This window comes from Streptomyces sp. Ru62 (assembly GCF_002920615.1).
In the GTDB taxonomy this organism is placed as follows: domain Bacteria; phylum Actinomycetota; class Actinomycetes; order Streptomycetales; family Streptomycetaceae; genus Streptomyces.
Genome location: NZ_PQSU01000013.1, coordinates 94,550 through 112,315, shown reverse-complemented (window position 1 = coordinate 112,315; position 17,766 = coordinate 94,550). Strand labels below are relative to the sequence as shown.

Sequence of the window (17,766 nt, the reverse complement as noted above, 5' to 3'; positions counted from 1 at the left end):
GGATCACCCGACGGTGCCCTGCGTCACTTAGGCCTACCTAATCCGACCTGCGGAAACGATCATCCGATCGCTCGTGCGGCCCGTCGGCAAGGGCAATTCGGTGGCGCCCCGCGCGCCCGTCCGGGAGACTCCCGGACCATGCCCACACCCCCTCCGACCGGCCCACTTGTCACCCGCGACAGCATCGCCGCGGAGCTGAGACTGCTCGGTGTCGAGCCCGGTGAGACCCTTCTGGCGCACTCCTCGCTCAGCTCCCTCGGCTGGGTCAACGGAGGCGCCGTCGCGGTCGTCCAGGGGCTCCTGGACGCGCTCGGCCCGTCGGGCACGCTCGTCGTCCCCACCCAGACGGGCGCCCAGTCCGATCCGGCCGTCTGGGTGAACCCTCCCGTTCCCGAGGAGTGGTGGGACCGCATCCGGGCCACCATGCCGCCGTACGACCCGCTGATCACCCCCTCCCTCGGGGTCGGCGTCGTCCCGGAGACCGTGCGCACCTGGCCGGGTGCCCTGCGCAGCGCCCACCCGCAGACCTCCTTCGCCGCCGTCGGCCCCGGCGCCCGGGAGATCACCGACGGCCACGCCCCCGACTGCCGGCTCGGTGAGCACAGCCCCCTCGCCCGGCTGGAGAAGCTGGGCGCCCGGGTGCTGCTGCTGGGCGCGGGCTACGACGCCTGCACCGCCTTCCACCTCGCCGAGTACCGGATACCCGCGCCCCGCGTGCGGGTCGGCCGGCCCGCTCCCGGCGGCGGCTGGGAGACGGTGACCGAGGTCTCGATCAGCTCCGACCGGTTCGACGAGCTGGGGCACGACTTCGAGCGGGACCGGCCGGTCGTGCGGGGAAGGGTGGGCGCGGCGGACGTCCGGCTGTTCCCGGTGGCGGACGCCGTGGCCTACGCCGAGCGATGGCTGCCGCTGCACCGGCCCCGTGAGGAGGACTTCCGCCACCCCCGCGCCTGAGGGCCGGACGGCGTACCTAGACTCTGGACCCATGCGAAGTGAGCCGGTGGTCCAGGTCCAGGCCTTGGTGAAGCGGTACGGCACGAAGACCGCGGTGGACGGGCTCGACCTGGTGGCCCAGCCGGGCGTGACCGCCGTACTCGGCCCCAACGGGGCGGGGAAGACGACCACGGTCGAGACCTGCGAGGGGTACCGGAAGCCGGATTCCGGCACGGTGCGCGTCCTGGGCCTCGACCCGGTACGGCAGTCCGCCGAGCTGCGCCCCCGCATCGGCGTGATGCTCCAGTCCGGAGGTGTGTACTCCGGTGCCCGGGCGGAGGAGATGCTGCGCCACATGGCGAAGCTGCACGCCCACCCGCTGGACGTCGACGCCCTCGTCGAACGCCTCGGCCTCGGCTCGTGCGGCCGGACCGGCTACCGCCGGCTGTCCGGCGGCCAGCAGCAGCGGCTCGCGCTCGCCATGGCCGTCGTGGGCCGCCCGGAGCTGGTGTTCCTGGACGAGCCGACCGCCGGGCTCGACCCGCAGGCCCGCCGGGCCACCTGGGACCTGGTGCGGGACCTGCGCGCCGACGGCGTCTCGGTGATCCTCACCACGCACCACATGGACGAGGCCGAGCAGCTCGCCGACGACGTCGCGATCATCGACGGCGGCCGGGTGATCGCCCAGGGCCCACCGGAGGAACTGTGCAAGGGCGGCGCCGAGAACACCCTGCGCTTCACCGGCCGGCCCGGCCTCGACGTCGGCTCCCTGCTCAAGGCGCTGCCGGCCGACTGCACGGCCGCCGAGCTGACCCCGGGCTCCTACCGGGTCGTCGGCAAGGTCGACCCCCAGCTGCTGGCCACGGTGACGTCCTGGTGCGCCCAGCACGGGGTCATGCCCGACCGGATCTCGGTGGAGCGGCACACCCTGGAGGACGTCTTTCTTGAGCTGACCGGCAAGGAGCTGCGCTCGTGACCACGGCGGGTACGTACACCCCGAAGCCCGGAGCCGCCCCGCTCCCCCGCATGATCGCGGCGCAGGCGGCGCTGGAGACGAAGATGCTGCTGCGCAACGGCGAGCAGTTGCTGCTGACGGTCGTCATCCCGACCCTGCTGCTGGTGCTCTTCAGCTCCGTCGACATCGTGGACACCGGCAAGGGCGAGGCGGTCGACTTCCTCGCCCCCGGCATCCTGGCCCTGGCCGTGATGTCGACGGCGTTCACCGGCCAGGCCATCGCCACCGGCTTCGAGCGCCGCTACGGCGTCCTGAAGCGGCTCGCCTCCTCGCCGCTGCCCCGCTGGGCCCTGATGACCGCGAAGACGGCGTCCGTGCTGGTGACCGAGGTCCTCCAGGTCGTCCTGCTGACCGTCATCGCCTTCGCGCTGGGCTGGTCCCCGCACGGCAACCCGGCCGCCGTCCTGCTGCTGCTCGTCGTGGGCACCGCCGCCTTCTCCGGGCTGGGCCTGCTGATGGCGGGCACGCTGAAGGCGGAGGCGACGCTGGCCGCCGCCAACCTGGTCTTCCTGCTGCTGCTCGTCGGCGGCGGAGTCATCGTGCCGCTGGAGAAGTTCGGCCCGACGGGTGAACAGGTCCTCGGTCTGCTGCCGATCTCCGCCCTGTCGGACGGCCTGCGGGACGTGCTCCAGCACGGCGCCGGCACGCCCTGGGGCGACCTGGGGATTCTCGCCGTCTGGGCGGTGGCCGGCCTGGCCGCGGCCGGGAAGTTCTTCCGCTGGGAGTGACCGATGCCGCACGCGTCGGGGCGGACCCTCGTGAACGCGTGCACAAGCGGCGGCCTACGATGGTGCGCGTGCCAAAGCTGAACCGCGCCGACGCCGAAGCCGCCCTGCGCAACCCGCTCGCCTTCATCGCCGACCGCTGGACCCCGGACCCCCGGACCGTCCGCCGGGCGGCGCTCGCCGCGCTCGTGATGTCGGTGGTCATCGTCGTGACCGGCGGCGCCGTCCGCCTGACCGGCTCGGGCCTCGGCTGCCCGACCTGGCCCACCTGCACCGACGACTCCCTGACCACCACCCGGGCCATGGGCTTCCACGGGGTCATCGAGTTCGGCAACCGCATGCTGACGTACGTGCTGTGCGCGGCCGTCGGCTGGGCGATCGTCGCGGCCCGGGCCCAGAAGCCGTGGCGACGCGGTCTGACCCGGCTGGGCTGGGCCCAGTTCTGGGTGGTCATGGGCAACGCCGTGCTCGGCGGCATCGTCGTCCTGGTCGGCCTCAACCCGTACACCGTCGCCGCGCACTTCCTGCTCTCCACCGCCCTGATCGCCATCGCCACGGTGATGTGGCAGCGCACGCGGGAGGGCGACGAGGCGCCGCGTCCGCTGGTCGGCAAGGCGGTGCAACAGCTCGTGTGGTTCCTGGTGCTGGCGTCCGTGCTGCTCATCGCGGTCGGCACGGTGGTGACCGGCGCCGGCCCGCACGCCGGCGACTCCAGCGAGGTCGACCGCATCCCGATCGACTGGGAGACGGTCGCCAAGCTGCACGCGGTGCTTGCGTGGATCGTGGTCACGCTGACGTTCGCCCTGTGGTTCGTCCTGAAGGCGGTCGACGCGCCGAAGGGCCCCCTGGCCCGGACCCGCGAGCTGTTCGTCGTGCTGCTGGCCCAGGGTGTGATCGGTTACGTGCAGTACTTCACGCACCTGCCCGAGGTCCTGGTCGCCCTGCACATGCTCGGCTCGTGCCTGATCTGGATCGCCACCCTGCGTGTCCTGCTGTCGCTGCGCGAGCGCCCGGAAGCCGGCCTGGACCTGCCGGGCCCGGCGGCCGAGGTGCCGGTCGGCACCCGAGCGTGAGTCACCCGTACGTGGCGACGAGGGCGTCGATCGCCGGCCCCAGGTAGGCACGGGTCAGCTCGGCCCGGCGGGTGGACCAGTCGGCGGGGGCCGGGGCGGGGGTGCCGTAGCGGCGGCGGGTGATGTCCTCGACGACCTCCGCAGGAGCACCCAGGGCCAAAAGCTCCGCCAGTGCCTCCCGCTTGGAGGTCAGCCGGCCCTCACGCAGGGTCACGGTGGCCCGGGCGAAGGTCAGCAGGCCGAGGTCGACCCAGATGTCCTGCCGCCACAGCCGGGCCTTGTCCACCGCCGGCCGCCAGTAGTCGCGCTGGTCGCGTACGACGAAGTCGGCCAGCTCCCGGTCCGGTACCGGCGGGAGCAGCGCTGCCGGGGCCTCGCCGTACAGCACGCGTCCGAAGGTGTGCAGCTCGCGCCGGGTGACGGGGGTGACCGGGCGGCGCGTCACCCGTCCGTGTGCCCAGGTGAGGTGCGGGCGGTCCGCGTCGTGCAGGGTGGCCGGTGCGAGGTAGCTGCAGTGGAGCTTCGCCGCGAGCGGTTCGCCGCGCTGCCTCCGGTGCAGCGTCACGAGCCGTCGTACGGTCCCCAGGGCCGGCGGGTCCGGCAGGACGGCGATCAGGTCGAGGTCGCTGCGGCCCTCCTGGTAGTCGCCGCCGGCCAGTGAGCCGTGCGCCCACACGGCGCGCGGTCGCAGGGGCAGCAGGGCGTGCAGGAAGCCGTCGAGCAGGGACGCGGTCGTCATCCGCCCAGTCTGGACGGCTCACCCCAGCCCGTACACCCGGCGCGCGTTGTCCGCCGCGATCATCCGCGCCACCCGCTGGGCGTCCTCCAGGGACCAGGCGCCTTCGGCGACCCAGGTGCCCAGCACGCGGCCCAGCGCCTCCCGGAAGAGGCGGGCGCCGACGACATGCAGTTCCGGCAGGCCCCGCGCGCCGGTGGAGAAGAGGATCTTGCCGAAGGGGGCCAGTTCCAGGAGCTCGGCGAGGACCGTGGCCGCCCGGGCGCCGGTGCGGACCAGTGCGGCGCCGGAGTCGGCGTAGACGTGCGGGAAGACACCGGCCAGGTGGGCGGCGTGGCGGTGGTACGGATAGCCGTGCAGCAGGATCAGGTCGGTGCCGAGGCCGGCGGTGGCCCGGACGAAGTCGGTGAGCAGCACCGGGTCCGTGCGGTCGATGCGGGAGCCGGGCTCGCCGAGGCCCGCGTGCAGTTGCAGGGGCAGGCCCGAGGCGACGGCGATCCACAGCAGGTGCCGGAGCAGGACGGGGTCGGTGAGCGCGCCGCCGACGCGCCGTCCGGCCAGCCAGCGGCCCGCCGCGCCCCGCACCTCCCCCGGCCCCGGCGGCTCGGGCGCGAGGGCCAGCCCGTGTCTCAGGCCCGCGACGGAGGTGAAGGCGACGGCGGTGGCCGCGGCTCCGTGCACCGACTCGGCGAGGTTGGCGAGGAAGGACTCGACGGTGCCGGAGGTGTCGGCGACCTGCTCCGCGAGCGGTTCGAGCCGGATCGTCTCGCGGGCCTCGGCCGCCGCCGCGGAGGCCAGTTCGGCGGGGCCGGTGAGGTCGCCGGGCAGCCCCGTGTCGACCAGGTACGTGGTGATGCCGCTGCCGCGCAGCAGCCTGCGGCCCGACTCCAGGACGCCCAGTTCGCGGCGCCGGGCCAGATAGCGGGCGGGCGGGCAGTGCGGTTCGAGGCCGAGCAGGGGCGGGCACCAGCGCCGTACCGCGAAGCCGGTCTGGGTGTCGAACAGGGTGGTGCCCGGGGCCGGGGGTCCCTCGGTGCGGGCCAGCTGGGCCTCGAAGGTGCCGAGGCCCAGTTCGGTCCGCAGTACGCCGTGGCAGTACTGGTCCACGAGGGACGGCGTTTCGATCATCCCGGCCTCCCCGCGTGCGCTGGCTTCGACCGGCCTAACGGGTGAACGGGGTCCGAGGTCGCGGCTGAGCTCGCGGCCGGGGGTGAGGGGGCCGCTTCGGACCGCCGTGCGGCCGGCCGCGCCCGCGCGGGGAGCCGCATGTTGCGAGCCCGCGGCCCCGCGGGGCGTTGCTCAGCCGCCCACCTGGATGCCGGCCATCCGCTTCCACTCGTACGGGCCCGTCCGCACCTTGGCGGCGAACTCGCCGTCGAAGGACTCGTGGACGGTGATGCCGGCCTTCTCCACCGCCTGCTGGGCGATCTCGGTGCTGGGAGCCACCAGGTCGCCCCAGCCGCCGTCCTCGCCGACGAGGACGATGCGGGCGCCGCGTTCGCCGATGTGGGCCACCTGGCCCTCGGCACCGCCGTGGGCCTTGGAGAAGGCGCTGATCTCCCGGGCGAGCCTGGCCGCCTTGCGCTCGGCCCTCGCGTCAACCTGCTGCGTGTCTGCCATGCCCAGGATGCTACCGACGGGTAGATCAGCTGGCGAGATCAGGGCCCTGTGACATACGCCCGCCGTGCCTCAGCGCAGGAACGGGTCCACCGCGATCGCCACGAAGAGCAGCGACACATAGGTGATCGACCAGTGGAACAGCCGCATCTCCCTCAGCTTCGCGCCCGTGACCTCGGCCTTGGCCCGGTTCTGCAGCGCGTGCGCCTCCCACAGCCACCATCCGCCGGCGGCCAGCGCGACCGCCGTGTAGAACCAGCCGGTGTAGCCGAGGGGGGTCAGGAGCAGGGAGACGGCGACCATGACCCAGCTGTAGATGACGATCTGCCGCGCCACGACCTTGTTGGAGGCGATGACCGGCAGCATCGGCACGCCCACGCGCGCGTAGTCGTCCTTCACCTTCATGGACAGCGGCCAGTAGTGCGGCGGGGTCCAGAAGAAGATCACCAGGAACAGGACGACCGGCGCCCAGGAGAGCGAGTTCGTCACAGCCGACCAGCCGATGAGCACGGGCATGCAGCCCGCGATGCCGCCCCACACGATGTTCTGCGACGTACGCCGTTTGAGGAGCATCGTGTAGACGACGACGTAGAAGAGGAGCGCCCCGAGCGAGAGCCAGGCGCTCAGCCAGTTGACGGTGAGGCCGAACAGCAGCGTCGAGACGACCGCGAGGGTGATGCCGAAGACCAGGCACTCGGGCGGGCTGACCATGCCCGTCACCAGGGGCCGCTGCGAGGTGCGGTCCATCAGGGCGTCGATGTCCCGGTCGATGTACATGTTCAGCGCGTTGGCGCCGCCCGCCGACAGATAGCCGCCGACGCAGGTGAGCAGGACCAGCTTGAGGTCGGGCACACCCTGCTGCGCCAGGAACATCACCGGAACGGTGGTGATGAGCAGCAGCTCGATGATCCGCGGCTTGGTCAGCGCCACGAAAGCCTTGACACGGGCCCCGAACGGCCGCTGAGCCGGGCCCTGGCTCGCACCATCGAGCAAAGCCGCTGGACGGGATTCGACGGCCGTCACGCACACCCCTGACAGAGACATCCCAGCAAGCCCCCCGTATGAAGTCCCGGTAAAGGCTCGCGCGTACCACGCCACTTTAGACGTTGCCCATACCCCGCCCTTCGCGGGGGTGGGGTCGTGTTGACGCACGCCCCATAAGAGGGGTCCCGGTACTCGATTGAGCGCTCACATGACCGGCTCCGTATTCATGTGCCAAATGCCGTTCCCGGCCGGTCGGGAGGCGGATCGCGCGGACTCCCGGCAGTCTGGAAACACTCGAAAAAACGCACGTCCTCACGGGGGTAGGCTCGACAGCGGCCGGCGGGCGACACGTCCGTCGGCGGCCGGGTGGGCGCATGCCCCGACGACCGGCGACCGACATGTGGAGAGGAGCCCTGACCCAGGGTGAGCACCAAGCCGACCACCACAGACCTTGAGTGGACCGAGCTGGACCAGCGGGCCGTGGACACCGCCCGTGTCCTGGCCGCAGACGCCGTACAGAAGGTCGGCAACGGCCATCCCGGTACGGCGATGAGCCTGGCCCCGGCCGCCTACACCCTCTTCCAGAAGGTGATGCGGCACGACCCGGCGGATCCGGAGTGGACCGGCCGCGACCGCTTCGTGCTGTCCGCCGGACACTCGTCCCTGACCCTCTACACCCAGCTCTACCTGGCCGGCTTCGGCCTGGAGCTGGACGATCTGAAGTCGTTCCGGACGTGGGGCTCCAAGACCCCCGGCCACCCGGAGTACGGGCACACCAAGGGCGTCGAGACCACCACGGGCCCGCTGGGCCAGGGTGTCGCCAACGCGGTGGGCATGGCCATGGCCGCCCGCTACGAGCGCGGTCTGTTCGACCCCGAGGCCCCGGCCGGCGAGTCCCCCTTCGACCACTTCATCTACTGCATCGCCGGTGACGGCTGCCTCCAGGAGGGCATCTCCGCCGAGGCGTCCTCCCTGGCCGGCCACCAGAAGCTGGGCAACCTGATCCTGCTGTGGGACGACAACCACATCTCGATCGAGGGCGACACCGAGACGGCCGTCTCCGAGGACACCGTCAAGCGCTACGAGGCCTACGGCTGGCACGTGCAGCGCGTGGAGGCCAAGGAGAACGGGGACCTGGACCCGCGGGCGATCTTCGCCGCGATCCAGGAGGCGAAGCGGGTCACGGACCGGCCGTCCTTCATCGCGATGCGCTCCATCATCGCCTGGCCGGCCCCGAACGCCCAGAACACCGAGGCCGCGCACGGCTCGGCGCTGGGCGAGGACGAGGTCGCGGCCACCAAGCGCGTCCTCGGCTTCGACCCGGAGAAGTCGTTCGAGGTCGCCGACGAGGTCATCGCCCACACCCGCAAGGCGCTGGAGCGCGGCGCCCAGGCGAAGTCCGAGTGGGAGAAGTCCCTCCAGGAGTGGCGCGAGGCCAACCCGGAGCGGGCCGCCGAGTTCGACCGGATCAGCAAGGGCGAGCTGCCCACCGGCTGGGAGGAGAAGCTCCCGGTCTTCGAGCCCGGCAAGGGCGTCGCGACGCGTGCCGCGTCCGGCAAGGTGCTCCAGGCGCTCGGCGCGGTGATCCCCGAGCTGTGGGGCGGCTCCGCCGACCTCGCCGGATCGAACAACACCACCATCGACAAGGACAGCTCGTTCCTGCCCGAGGGCAACCCGCTGCCCGAGGCCAACCCGTACGGCCGCACGATCCACTTCGGCATCCGCGAGCACTCGATGGGCGCGGAGCTGAACGGCATCACGCTGCACGGCAACACCCGTGTCTACGGCGGCACCTTCCTCGTCTTCTCCGACTACATGCGCAACGCGGTGCGCCTGTCGGCCCTGATGCACCTGCCGGTGACGTTCGTGTGGACGCACGACTCCATCGGCCTCGGCGAGGACGGCCCCACCCACCAGCCGGTCGAGCACCTGGCCTCGCTGCGCGCGATCCCGGGCCTGAACATCGTCCGCCCGGCGGACGCCAACGAGACCGCCATCGCCTGGCGCGAGATCCTGCGCCGCTGGACCAAGGAGTTCGGCAAGGGCCAGCCGCACGGCCTCGCGCTCACCCGCCAGGGCGTGCCGGTGTACGAGCCGAACGAGGACGCGGCCAAGGGCGGCTACGTGCTGTTCGAGGCCGACGGCGGTGAGCCGCAGGTGATCCTGATCGCCACCGGTTCCGAGGTGCACGTGGCCGTGGAGGCGCGTGAGCAGCTCCAGGCCGAGGGCGTGCCCACGCGTGTCGTCTCGATGCCGTCCGTCGAGTGGTTCGAGCAGCAGGACCAGGGGTACCGGGACTCCGTGCTGCCGCCGTCCGTCAAGGCCCGGGTCTCGGTCGAGGCGGGCATCGGTCTGACCTGGCACAAGTACGTGGGGGATGCCGGCCGCATCGTTTCCCTGGAGCACTTCGGTGCTTCCGCCGACGGCAAGGTCCTCTTCAAGGAGTTCGGCTTCACCGCGGAGAACGTGGCCGCGAAGGCGCGGGAATCCCTCGCCGACGCTCAGCGCTGACGCTCACATACGACACGTAGGAGATGTAATTCCATGACAGACGCACTCAAGCGCCTCTCCGACGAAGGCGTCGCGATCTGGCTGGACGACCTGTCGCGCAAGCGGATCACGTCCGGCAACCTCGCCGAGCTGATCGACCAGCAGCACGTCGTGGGCGTCACCACCAACCCGACGATCTTCCAGAAGGCGATCTCCCAGGGCGACGGCTACGACCAGCAGCTCTCGGACCTCGCCGCCCGCAAGGTCACCGTCGAAGAGGCCATCCGCATGATCACGACGGCGGACGTCCGCGACGCCGCCGACATCCTGCGGCCGGTCTTCGACGCGACGAACGGCCAGGACGGCCGGGTCTCCATCGAGGTCGACCCCCGCCTCGCGCACAACACCAAGGCGACCGTCGCCGAGGCCAAGCAGCTGGCCTGGCTGGTGGACCGCCCCAACACCCTGATCAAGATCCCGGCCACCCAGGCGGGTCTGCCGGCGATCGCCGAGACGATCGGCCTCGGCATCAGCGTCAACGTCACGCTGATCTTCTCCCTGGAGCGCTACCGCAAGGTCATGGACGCCTACCTGACCGGTCTGGAGAAGGCGAAGGAGCGGGGTCTCGACCTGTCGAAGATCCACTCGGTGGCGTCCTTCTTCGTGTCCCGCGTGGACACCGAGATCGACAAGCGGCTGGACGGCATCGGCACCGACGAGGCCAAGGCGCTGCGGGGCAAGGCCGCCGTCGCCAACGCGCGTCTCGCCTACCAGGCGTACGAGGAGGTCTTCTCCTCGGACCGGTGGAGCGCGCTGGAGAACGCGGGCGCCAACAAGCAGCGTCCGCTGTGGGCGTCGACCGGCGTGAAGGACCCGGCGTACCCGGCCACCCTCTACGTCGACGGGCTCGTCGCCCCGAACACGGTCAACACCATGCCGGAGGCCACGCTGGAGGCCACCGAGGCCCAGGCCGAGATCACCGGCAACACCATCGCCGGCACCTACGAGCAGGCGCGCGCCGACCTCGACGCGCTGGAGAAGCTCGGCATCTCGTACGACGACGTCGTGCAGGTGCTGGAGGTCGAGGGCGTCGAGAAGTTCGAGGCGTCCTGGACCGACCTGCTGAAGTCCACCCAGGCGGAGCTTGAGCGCCTCGCCCCTTCGGAGGGCTGACTTGTCACCCGTTTCCGGTTCCGGAGCGAACCCGCTTCGTGACCCGGCCGACCGACGGCTCCCGCGTATCGCGGGGCCGTCGGGCCTGGTCATCTTCGGCGTCACCGGCGACCTGTCGCGCAAGAAGCTGATGCCCGCGGTGTACGACCTCGCCAACCGGGGTCTGCTGCCGCCGGGCTTCTCGCTGGTGGGCTTCGCCCGCCGCGACTGGGAGCACGAGGACTTCGCCGAGGTCGTCCACGACGCGGTCAAGGAGCACTCGCGTACTCCGTTCCGCGAGGAGGTCTGGCAGCAGCTCATCCAGGGGATGCGCTTCGTCCAGGGCACCTTCGACGACGACGAGGCATTCGAGCGGCTGCGCGCCACCATCGAGGAGCTGGACAAGGCACAGGGCACGGGCGGCAACTTCGCCTTCTACCTGTCCGTGCCGCCGCGCTCCTTCCCGGTGGTCATCCAGCAGCTGAAGAAGCACGGTCTGGCCGACCAGACCGGCGGTTCCTGGCGGCGAGCGGTCATCGAGAAGCCGTTCGGGCACGACCTGAAGTCGGCCGAGGAGCTGAACAAGGTCGTGCACGAGGTGTTCGAGCCGGAGCAGGTCTTCCGGATCGACCACTACCTCGGCAAGGAGACCGTCCAGAACATCCTGGCGCTGCGTTTCGCCAACACGATGTTCGAGCCGATCTGGAACCGGTCCTTCGTGGACCACGTCCAGATCACCATGGCCGAGGACATCGGCATCGGCGGCCGGGCCGGCTACTACGACGGCATCGGCGCCGCCCGGGACGTCATCCAGAACCACCTGCTCCAGCTCATGGCCCTCACGGCCATGGAGGAGCCCGCCTCCTTCGGCGCGGACGCGCTGGCCGCGGAGAAGGAGAAGGTGCTCGGCGCCGTCCGGCTGCCGAAGGACCTGGGCGCCGACACCGTGCGCGGGCAGTACGCGGCGGGCTGGCAGGGCGGCGAGAAGGTCATCGGCTACCTCGAAGAGGAGGGCATCGACGAGAAGTCGAAGACCGACACCTACGCCGCGGTCAAGCTGGAGATCGACAACCGCCGCTGGGCGGGTGTCCCCTTCTACCTGCGCACCGGCAAGCGCCTCGGCCGCAGGGTGACGGAGATCGCCGTGGTCTTCCAGCGGGCCCCGCACTCGCCGTTCGACACGACGGCGACCGAGGAGCTGGGGCAGAACGCGATCGTCATCCGCGTCCAGCCCGACGAGGGCGTCACCGTCCGCTTCGGCTCCAAGGTGCCGGGCACCTCGATGGAGATCCGGGACGTGTCCATGGACTTCGCCTACGGCGAGTCGTTCACGGAATCCAGCCCGGAGGCGTACGAGCGCCTGATCCTGGACGTGCTGCTCGGTGATGCCAACCTCTTCCCGCGCACGGAGGAGGTCGAGCTGTCCTGGAAGATCCTCGACCCGATCGAGGAGTACTGGGACAAGCACGGCAGGCCCGCGCAGTACAAGTCGGGCACCTGGGGTCCCGTGGAGGCGGACGAGATGCTCGCACGAGACGGACGGAGCTGGCGCCGGCCATGAAGATAGACCTGACCGACACCAGCGCCGGAGCGATCAACAAGGCGCTCGTGCGGGGGCGCCGTGCCATCGGCACGCCCGCCGTCGGCATGGTGCTGACCCTCGTCATCGTCACCGACGAGGAGAACGCCTACGACGCACTGAAGGCCGCCAACGACGCGTCGCGCGAGCACCCCTCGCGCACGCTGGTGGTCATCAAGCGGGTCTCCCGCTCCCCGCGCGACCGTACGTCCTCGCGTCTGGACGCCGAGGTGCGGGTGGGCGCGGACGCGGGCACCGGTGAGACGGTCGTCCTGCGTCTGTACGGCGAGGCCGCGGACCATGCCGACTCGGTGGTCCTGCCGCTGCTGCTGCCGGACGCACCCGTCGTCGTGTGGTGGCCGGTGAACGCCCCGCTCGACCCGGCGAAGGACCCGCTGGGCGCGCTCGCCCAGCGCCGGGTCACCGACACCTACGCGGCCGAGCAGCCGGTGCGGGAGCTGTCGGCCCGCGCCGAGGCCTACACCCCCGGCGACACCGACCTGTCCTGGACGCGGATCACACCGTGGCGTTCCATGCTCGCGGCGGCCCTCGACCAGGTCACCTGCGAGGTGCAGGCCGTCGAGGTGGAGGGCGAGGAGTTCAACCCGAGCTGTGAGCTGCTGGCGATGTGGCTCGCGGACCGGCTGGACGTACCGGTGAAGCGCTCGCTGTCGTCCGGTCCGGGGCTCACGGCCGTCCGCATGGACACCGACTGCGGCCCGATCGTGCTGGACCGCGCCGACGGCTCGCTGGCCACGCTGTCCATCGCGGGCCAGCCGGCCCGCGCGGTGGCGCTGAAGCGGCGGGACACCGCCGAGCTGATCGCGGAGGAGCTGCGCCGGCTGGACCCGGACGACACCTACGCGTCGGCGCTGCGCTACGGCGTGGAGCGGCTGAACACGGTGCCGCGGCAGGCGTCCGAGGCGCCGGCCGGTGCGGCGGGCACCGAGTCCGCGGCCGAGCCGGTCGCCGTACCGGAACCGGTCGAGGAAGCGGCCAAGGCCCCCGCGAAGAAAGCGGCGGCCAAGACCGCGAAGAAGGCACCGGCGAAGAAGGCACCGGCCAGGAAGGCGACGGCGAAGTGAGCACTCCGCAGTTGGTCGTCCACCACGACAAGGAACTGATGGCGCAGGCCGCCGCGGCGCGCCTGATCACGAAGATCGTGGACGCGCAGGCCTCCCGGGGCACCGCGTCCGTGGTCCTGACGGGCGGGCGCAACGGCAACGGCCTGCTGGCCGCGCTGGCGGCGGCTCCCGCCCGGGACGCCATCGACTGGGGCCGCCTCGACCTGTGGTGGGGCGACGAGCGCTACCTCCCCGAGGGCGACCCCGAGCGCAATGTCACGCAGGCCCGCGAGGCGCTGCTGGACTCCGTGCCGGTGGACCCGGAGCGCGTGCACGCCATGCCCGCCTCCGACGGCCCGCACGGCGCGGACGTGGAGGCGGCCGCGGAGGCGTACGCGGCGGAGCTGGCGAAGGCGGCGGGACCGGAGAACCACGGCGCGGTGCCCACCTTCGACGTCCTGATGCTGGGCGTCGGCCCGGACACCCATGTGGCGTCGCTCTTCCCCGAGCTGCCCGCGGTCCGGGAGACCGAGCGCACGGTGGTCGGCGTCCACGGCGCCCCCAAGCCGCCGCCGACCCGGGTCTCCCTCACCCTCCCGGCGATCCGCGCGGCCCGCGAGGTCTGGCTCCTCGCGGCCGGCGAGGACAAGGCGGAGGCCGTGGCCATCGCCCTGTCCGGCGCGGGTGAGATCCAGGCCCCGGCGGCGGGCGCGTACGGCCGCTCGCGCACGCTGTGGCTGCTGGACTCGGCGGCGGCTTCGCAGCTGCCGAGGTCGCTGTATCCGCCGGCGTCTCCGTGACACCGGTGCGTGTGTAGCCGCGGCGGGGGTTTTCGCCCCCGCCGCCGCTATTTCACCGACCCCGCCATCACGCCCTGCACGAAGTGCCGCTGGAAGGCGAAGAACACCACCACCGGCACGATCAGGGACAGGAACGCGCCCGGGGCGAGGACGTCGATGTTGCTGCCGAACTGGCGGATCTGCGACTGGAGTTCCACGGTCAGCGGCTGCGACGAGCTGTCGGCGAACAGCAGGGCGACCAGCATGTCGTTCCAGACCCACAGGAACTGGAAGATGGCGAGCGAGGCGATGGCCGGGCGGCCCACCGGCAGGACGAGACGCGTGAAGATGCGCCATTCGCTGCCGCCGTCCATCCGTGCCGCCTCCAGCATCTCCTTCGGGATGTCCGCGAAGTAGTTCCGCAGCAGGAAGACGGCGAAGGGCAGGCCGTAGGCGACGTGGAAGAGGACGACACCGGGGATCGTGCCGAACAGGCCCAGCGTGCCGAAGAGTTTGGCGACCGGCAGCAGGCCGATCTGCACCGGCACCACCAACAGGGCCACCACCAGCAGGAAGAGGGGTTCCCGCAGCGGGAAGTCCAGCCAGGCGAAGGCGTATCCGGCGAGGGCCGCGATGACGACGACCAGGGTGGTGGCCGGCACCGAGATCAGCACGGTGTTCCAGAAGGCCTGCGTGATGCCCGCGTTCTTCAGCAGCGCCGAGTAGTTGTCGAAGGAGAGCTGGCCGGGAGTGGCCAGCGCCGTCCACCAGCCGCCCTTCGCGGTGTCCTGGGCCGAGCGCAGGGAGGACAGGAAGAGGCCGGCCAGCGGGGTCAGCCAGACCAGGCCGACGACCACCAGGAATGCCTGCACCAGGCCGCTGCCCAGGCCGCGCCTGATCGCGTTCATCGCTGACTCCTCATCGTTGACTGTTGCGGAAACGACGGACGTTGAAGACCATCGCGGGGATCACCAGGAGCAGCAGGAGCACGCCGAGGGCGCTGCCGAGGCCCTGGTCGTTGCCGCCGCCGAAGGACACCAGCCACATCTGGGTGGCGAGGACGGTGGCGTCCTCCTGCACCGGGCCGGGCGCGATGATGTAGACGAGGTCGAAGACCTTCATCACGTTGATCACCAGGGTCACGAAGACCACGGTGAGCACCGGCGCGAGCAGCGGGACGGTGATCCGGCGGAAGATCTGCCACTCGTTGGCCCCGTCCATCCGGGCGGCCTCCAGGGCGTCACGCGGGAGCGTGGAGAGGCCCGCGCCGATCAGGACCATCGCGAAACCCGTCCAGATCCACAGGTAGGCGCCGATGATCGCGGGGGTGACGAGGGTCGGGCCGAGCCAGGAGACGCCCTGGTAGGGCGGAGCGAAGTTCGACTCCGGCAGCCTCACCGTGTACGACCCCGCGGTGAGCCCGGAGAAGCGGAAGGAGCCGTCGGCGGCGGTGGTCGCGCTCGCGACCGTCTTTCCGTCGCGCACCGCCTCGACCTTCATGCCGGGCAGGCCGCTCTCCTGGGCGTCGACCTTGCCCTGCGTGCCTCCGCCGCCGGGGGTGAAGTCCAGGTAGACGACACCGCGCAGTTCGCCGGGCGCGGCCTTGCGCGCGGCCGCCGTGCGGGCGGGTGAGGCGTCGCCGGGCAGGTCCTTGGGCAGCACGCCGACCATCGGCAGCGTGACCGTGTCGCCCGCCGAGGCGGTCGCACGGTAGGAGCCGTCCCGGTCCTGGGTGAGCGATCCGGTGCGGCCCCGGGCGGTCGGGTAGGTCGACGCGCCCTTGAAGGCGTCGTGGACGGAGACGACGGCCGCGTTGAGCACGCCCTTGTCGGGGTCCTCGTCGTAGGCGAGGCGGAAGATGATGCCGGCGGCGAGGAAGGACACGGCCATCGGCATGAAGAGGAGCAGTTTGAAGGCCGTCGCCCAGCGGACCTTCTCCACCAGGACGGCCAGGATCAGGCCGAGGCCGGTGAGCAGGGCGGGGGCGACGACGACCCAGATGGTGGTGTTGCGGATGGCCTTCAGCGTGGCCGGGTCGCGGAACATCTCGGTGTAGTTGTCCCCGCCGACGAACCGGCTGCCGGAGGCGTCGAAGAAGCTGCGGCCGACGGAGAACAGCACCGGATAGACGACGAGCGCGCCGAGCAGGAGCAGCGCGGGGAGGACGAAGAGCAGGGCGATCAGCCGGGCGCGCCGCCGGCCGCGGCGCGCGGGCGCCGGGCCGGCGGCGGGACGCGGGCCCGCCTGCTGTTTCACGACGGTGGGGGCGGTCATGGTGTGCCGCTCAGCCCTGGTAGGCCTTGGCCGCGGCGGCTTCGAGCTTCGCCGCCGTGCCCTTCGGGTCCGACGGGTCGCGCAGGAAGTCCTGGAGGAGCTTCCACTCGCCGGTGCCCTTGGTGCCGCCGAAGGCCGCCGGTGCCTGGTCGGACATGTCGAAGCGGACCGAGTCCCCCGCGCCCACGAGGGACTTGGCGGTGGCGCGGGTGACGTCGTCGCCGTACGCGGAGAGCTCCAGCTTCCTGTTCGGGGACAGGAAGCCGCCCGCCTTCGCCCACACGGCCGCGGCCTCGGGGGTGGCCAGGTACTCCAGGAGCTTCATGCCGGCCTTGGCGTTCTTGCCGTCCTTGAGGACGACGGCCGCGTCACCGCCGCTGACGACGGGTGCCGTGCCGCCGCCGACCGCCGGGAAGGGGAAGAAGTCGGCGTCCTTGCCGATCGCCTTGCCGTACTGGTCGTGGGCGACGCCGGCGACGAAGTCGCCCTCGTAGACCATGCCGGCCTCGGGCTTGGGGCCGAACACCTTCTCCACCGAGCCGGGGAAGTCGGTGTTCAGGGCCTCCTTCTGTCCGCCGGCGATGAGCTGCTTGTCCTTGAAGAGCTTGCCGAGGGTGGTGAGCGCCTCGACCACCGTGGGGTCGGTCCACTTGAGCCGGTGGGCGGCGAGGGCGTCGTACTTCTCGGGGCCCGCCTGGGAGAGGTAGATGTTCTCGAACCAGTCGGTGAGGGTCCAGCCGTCCTGTCCGGCGACCGCGAAGGCGGCGAGGCCGGAGTCGGAGACGGTGTGCCCGGCCTTGAGCAGCTCGTCGTAGGTCTTCGGCGGCTCGACCCCGGCCTGGGCGAGGGCGTCGGGGCTGTACCAGACGGTGGACTTGTGGGCGGCCTTGAAGTAGAGGCCGTAGAGGGTGCCGTCGACGCTGCCGTACTTCTTCCACACCGGCGCGTAGTCGGCGTCGATGGTCTGCCGGGCGGTCGGCGAGAGCGGCTTGAGCCAGCCCTTCTGCGCGAACTGCTTCAGGACGCCGACCTGCGGGACCATCACGACGTCGGGCGCGTTGCCACCCTCGATCTTGCTGCCGACGACCGTGGAGACGTTGTCGCCGGTGGACACGAACTGGGTCTTCGCGCCGGTCTTCTCGGTGAAGGCGTCCAGCACCTTCTGGAAGTTCTTCTGCTCGCTGCCGGACCAGACACCGGCCACGGTGACGGTCTGGCCGCTGAGCGACTTGTCGCCGCCGCCCGCGGAGACGTCACCGCCGCCGCAGGCGGTGGCGCCGAGGGCGAGGGTGAGAGCGGTGCAGCCGGTGAGCAGGGTCGTGCGTCGTCGCATCATCGTCGATGG

At 71.4% G+C, this 17,766-nt stretch carries 16 protein-coding genes; 9 read left to right on the top strand and 7 right to left on the bottom strand.

Annotated features, from left to right (window positions below):
* Positions 1–138 precede the first annotated feature (138 nt).
* Genes C3492_RS19200 through C3492_RS19185 form a run of 4 tightly spaced genes read left to right on the top strand, consistent with a single transcriptional unit; the run spans position 139 to position 3,746 of the window.
* Positions 139–954 (top strand): aminoglycoside N(3)-acetyltransferase, encoded by an 816-nt coding sequence (locus C3492_RS19200; protein ID WP_103812957.1) that lies wholly within the window; start codon positions 139–141, stop codon positions 952–954.
* A 31-nt stretch (positions 955–985) separates the two neighbouring features.
* Entirely contained in the window at positions 986–1,909 is a 924-nt protein-coding gene (locus tag C3492_RS19195) for an ABC transporter ATP-binding protein (RefSeq protein ID WP_103812956.1), read from the top strand.
* A gap of 50 nt (positions 1,910–1,959) precedes the next feature.
* The gene (locus C3492_RS19190) at positions 1,960–2,676 is read left to right on the top strand and encodes an ABC transporter permease (protein WP_258055770.1); all 717 of its coding nucleotides are present in this window, start codon (positions 1,960–1,962) and stop codon (positions 2,674–2,676) included.
* A gap of 59 nt (positions 2,677–2,735) precedes the next feature.
* Positions 2,736–3,746: a heme A synthase gene (locus C3492_RS19185; protein ID WP_103812954.1), complete on the top strand. Its 1,011-nt coding sequence runs from the start codon at positions 2,736–2,738 to the stop codon at positions 3,744–3,746.
* Between the two features lies 1 nt (position 3,747).
* On the opposite strand, the gene C3492_RS19180 is transcribed toward C3492_RS19185, so the two are convergent.
* The 4 genes from C3492_RS19180 to C3492_RS19165 form a co-directional block, all read right to left on the bottom strand.
* Complete coding sequence (locus C3492_RS19180; RefSeq protein ID WP_103812953.1) at positions 3,748–4,485, bottom strand: nucleotidyltransferase domain-containing protein; 738 nt, start codon at positions 4,483–4,485, stop codon at positions 3,748–3,750.
* Between the two features lie 18 nt (positions 4,486–4,503).
* Positions 4,504–5,610, bottom strand: a complete 1,107-nt coding sequence (locus C3492_RS19175) for an amidohydrolase family protein (protein ID WP_103812952.1) — start codon at positions 5,608–5,610, stop codon at positions 4,504–4,506.
* Positions 5,611–5,781: 171 nt separating this feature from the next.
* Positions 5,782–6,102 carry a hypothetical protein gene (locus C3492_RS19170; protein ID WP_103812951.1) on the bottom strand — a complete coding sequence of 107 codons (321 nt, stop codon included), beginning with the start codon at positions 6,100–6,102 and terminating at the stop codon, positions 5,782–5,784.
* Positions 6,103–6,171: 69 nt separating this feature from the next.
* A complete protein-coding gene (locus C3492_RS19165) occupies positions 6,172–7,143 on the bottom strand; it encodes a heme o synthase (RefSeq protein ID WP_258055763.1) in 972 nt (323 codons plus the stop codon).
* 363 nt (positions 7,144–7,506) lie between these two features.
* Here C3492_RS19165 and tkt point away from each other — a divergent pair, with 363 nt between their 5' ends.
* Genes tkt through pgl form a run of 5 tightly spaced genes read left to right on the top strand, consistent with a single transcriptional unit; the run spans position 7,507 to position 14,168 of the window.
* A complete protein-coding gene (gene tkt, locus C3492_RS19155) occupies positions 7,507–9,594 on the top strand; it encodes a transketolase (RefSeq protein WP_103812949.1) in 2,088 nt (695 codons plus the stop codon).
* Between the two features lie 33 nt (positions 9,595–9,627).
* Positions 9,628–10,746, top strand: coding sequence for a transaldolase (tal, locus tag C3492_RS19150; protein WP_103812948.1), 1,119 nt, complete (start codon positions 9,628–9,630; stop codon positions 10,744–10,746).
* A gap of 1 nt (position 10,747) precedes the next feature.
* On the top strand, positions 10,748–12,286 hold the full coding sequence (gene zwf, locus C3492_RS19145; RefSeq protein WP_103812947.1) for a glucose-6-phosphate dehydrogenase: 1,539 nt from the start codon (positions 10,748–10,750) through the stop codon (positions 12,284–12,286).
* Positions 12,283–13,389, top strand: coding sequence for a glucose-6-phosphate dehydrogenase assembly protein OpcA (gene opcA / locus C3492_RS19140; protein WP_103812946.1), 1,107 nt, complete (start codon positions 12,283–12,285; stop codon positions 13,387–13,389). Before zwf ends, opcA begins: the two co-directional genes overlap by 4 nt.
* Positions 13,386–14,168, top strand: coding sequence for a 6-phosphogluconolactonase (pgl, locus tag C3492_RS19135; RefSeq protein WP_103812945.1), 783 nt, complete (start codon positions 13,386–13,388; stop codon positions 14,166–14,168). Before opcA ends, pgl begins: the two co-directional genes overlap by 4 nt.
* Positions 14,169–14,215: 47 nt before the next feature.
* Here the strand turns inward: pgl and C3492_RS19130 are convergent, their stop codons facing one another.
* From C3492_RS19130 to C3492_RS19120, 3 genes are read right to left on the bottom strand one after another with little or no spacing between them, the layout of a single operon-like run.
* A complete protein-coding gene (locus C3492_RS19130; protein ID WP_103812944.1) occupies positions 14,216–15,055 on the bottom strand; it encodes a carbohydrate ABC transporter permease in 840 nt (279 codons plus the stop codon).
* Positions 15,056–15,065: 10 nt separating this feature from the next.
* A complete protein-coding gene (locus C3492_RS19125; protein WP_103812943.1) occupies positions 15,066–16,421 on the bottom strand; it encodes an ABC transporter permease subunit in 1,356 nt (451 codons plus the stop codon).
* Positions 16,422–16,431: 10 nt separating this feature from the next.
* Positions 16,432–17,757 (bottom strand): ABC transporter substrate-binding protein, encoded by a 1,326-nt coding sequence (locus C3492_RS19120; protein ID WP_103812942.1) that lies wholly within the window; start codon positions 17,755–17,757, stop codon positions 16,432–16,434.
* Positions 17,758–17,766: the final 9 nt, after the last annotated feature.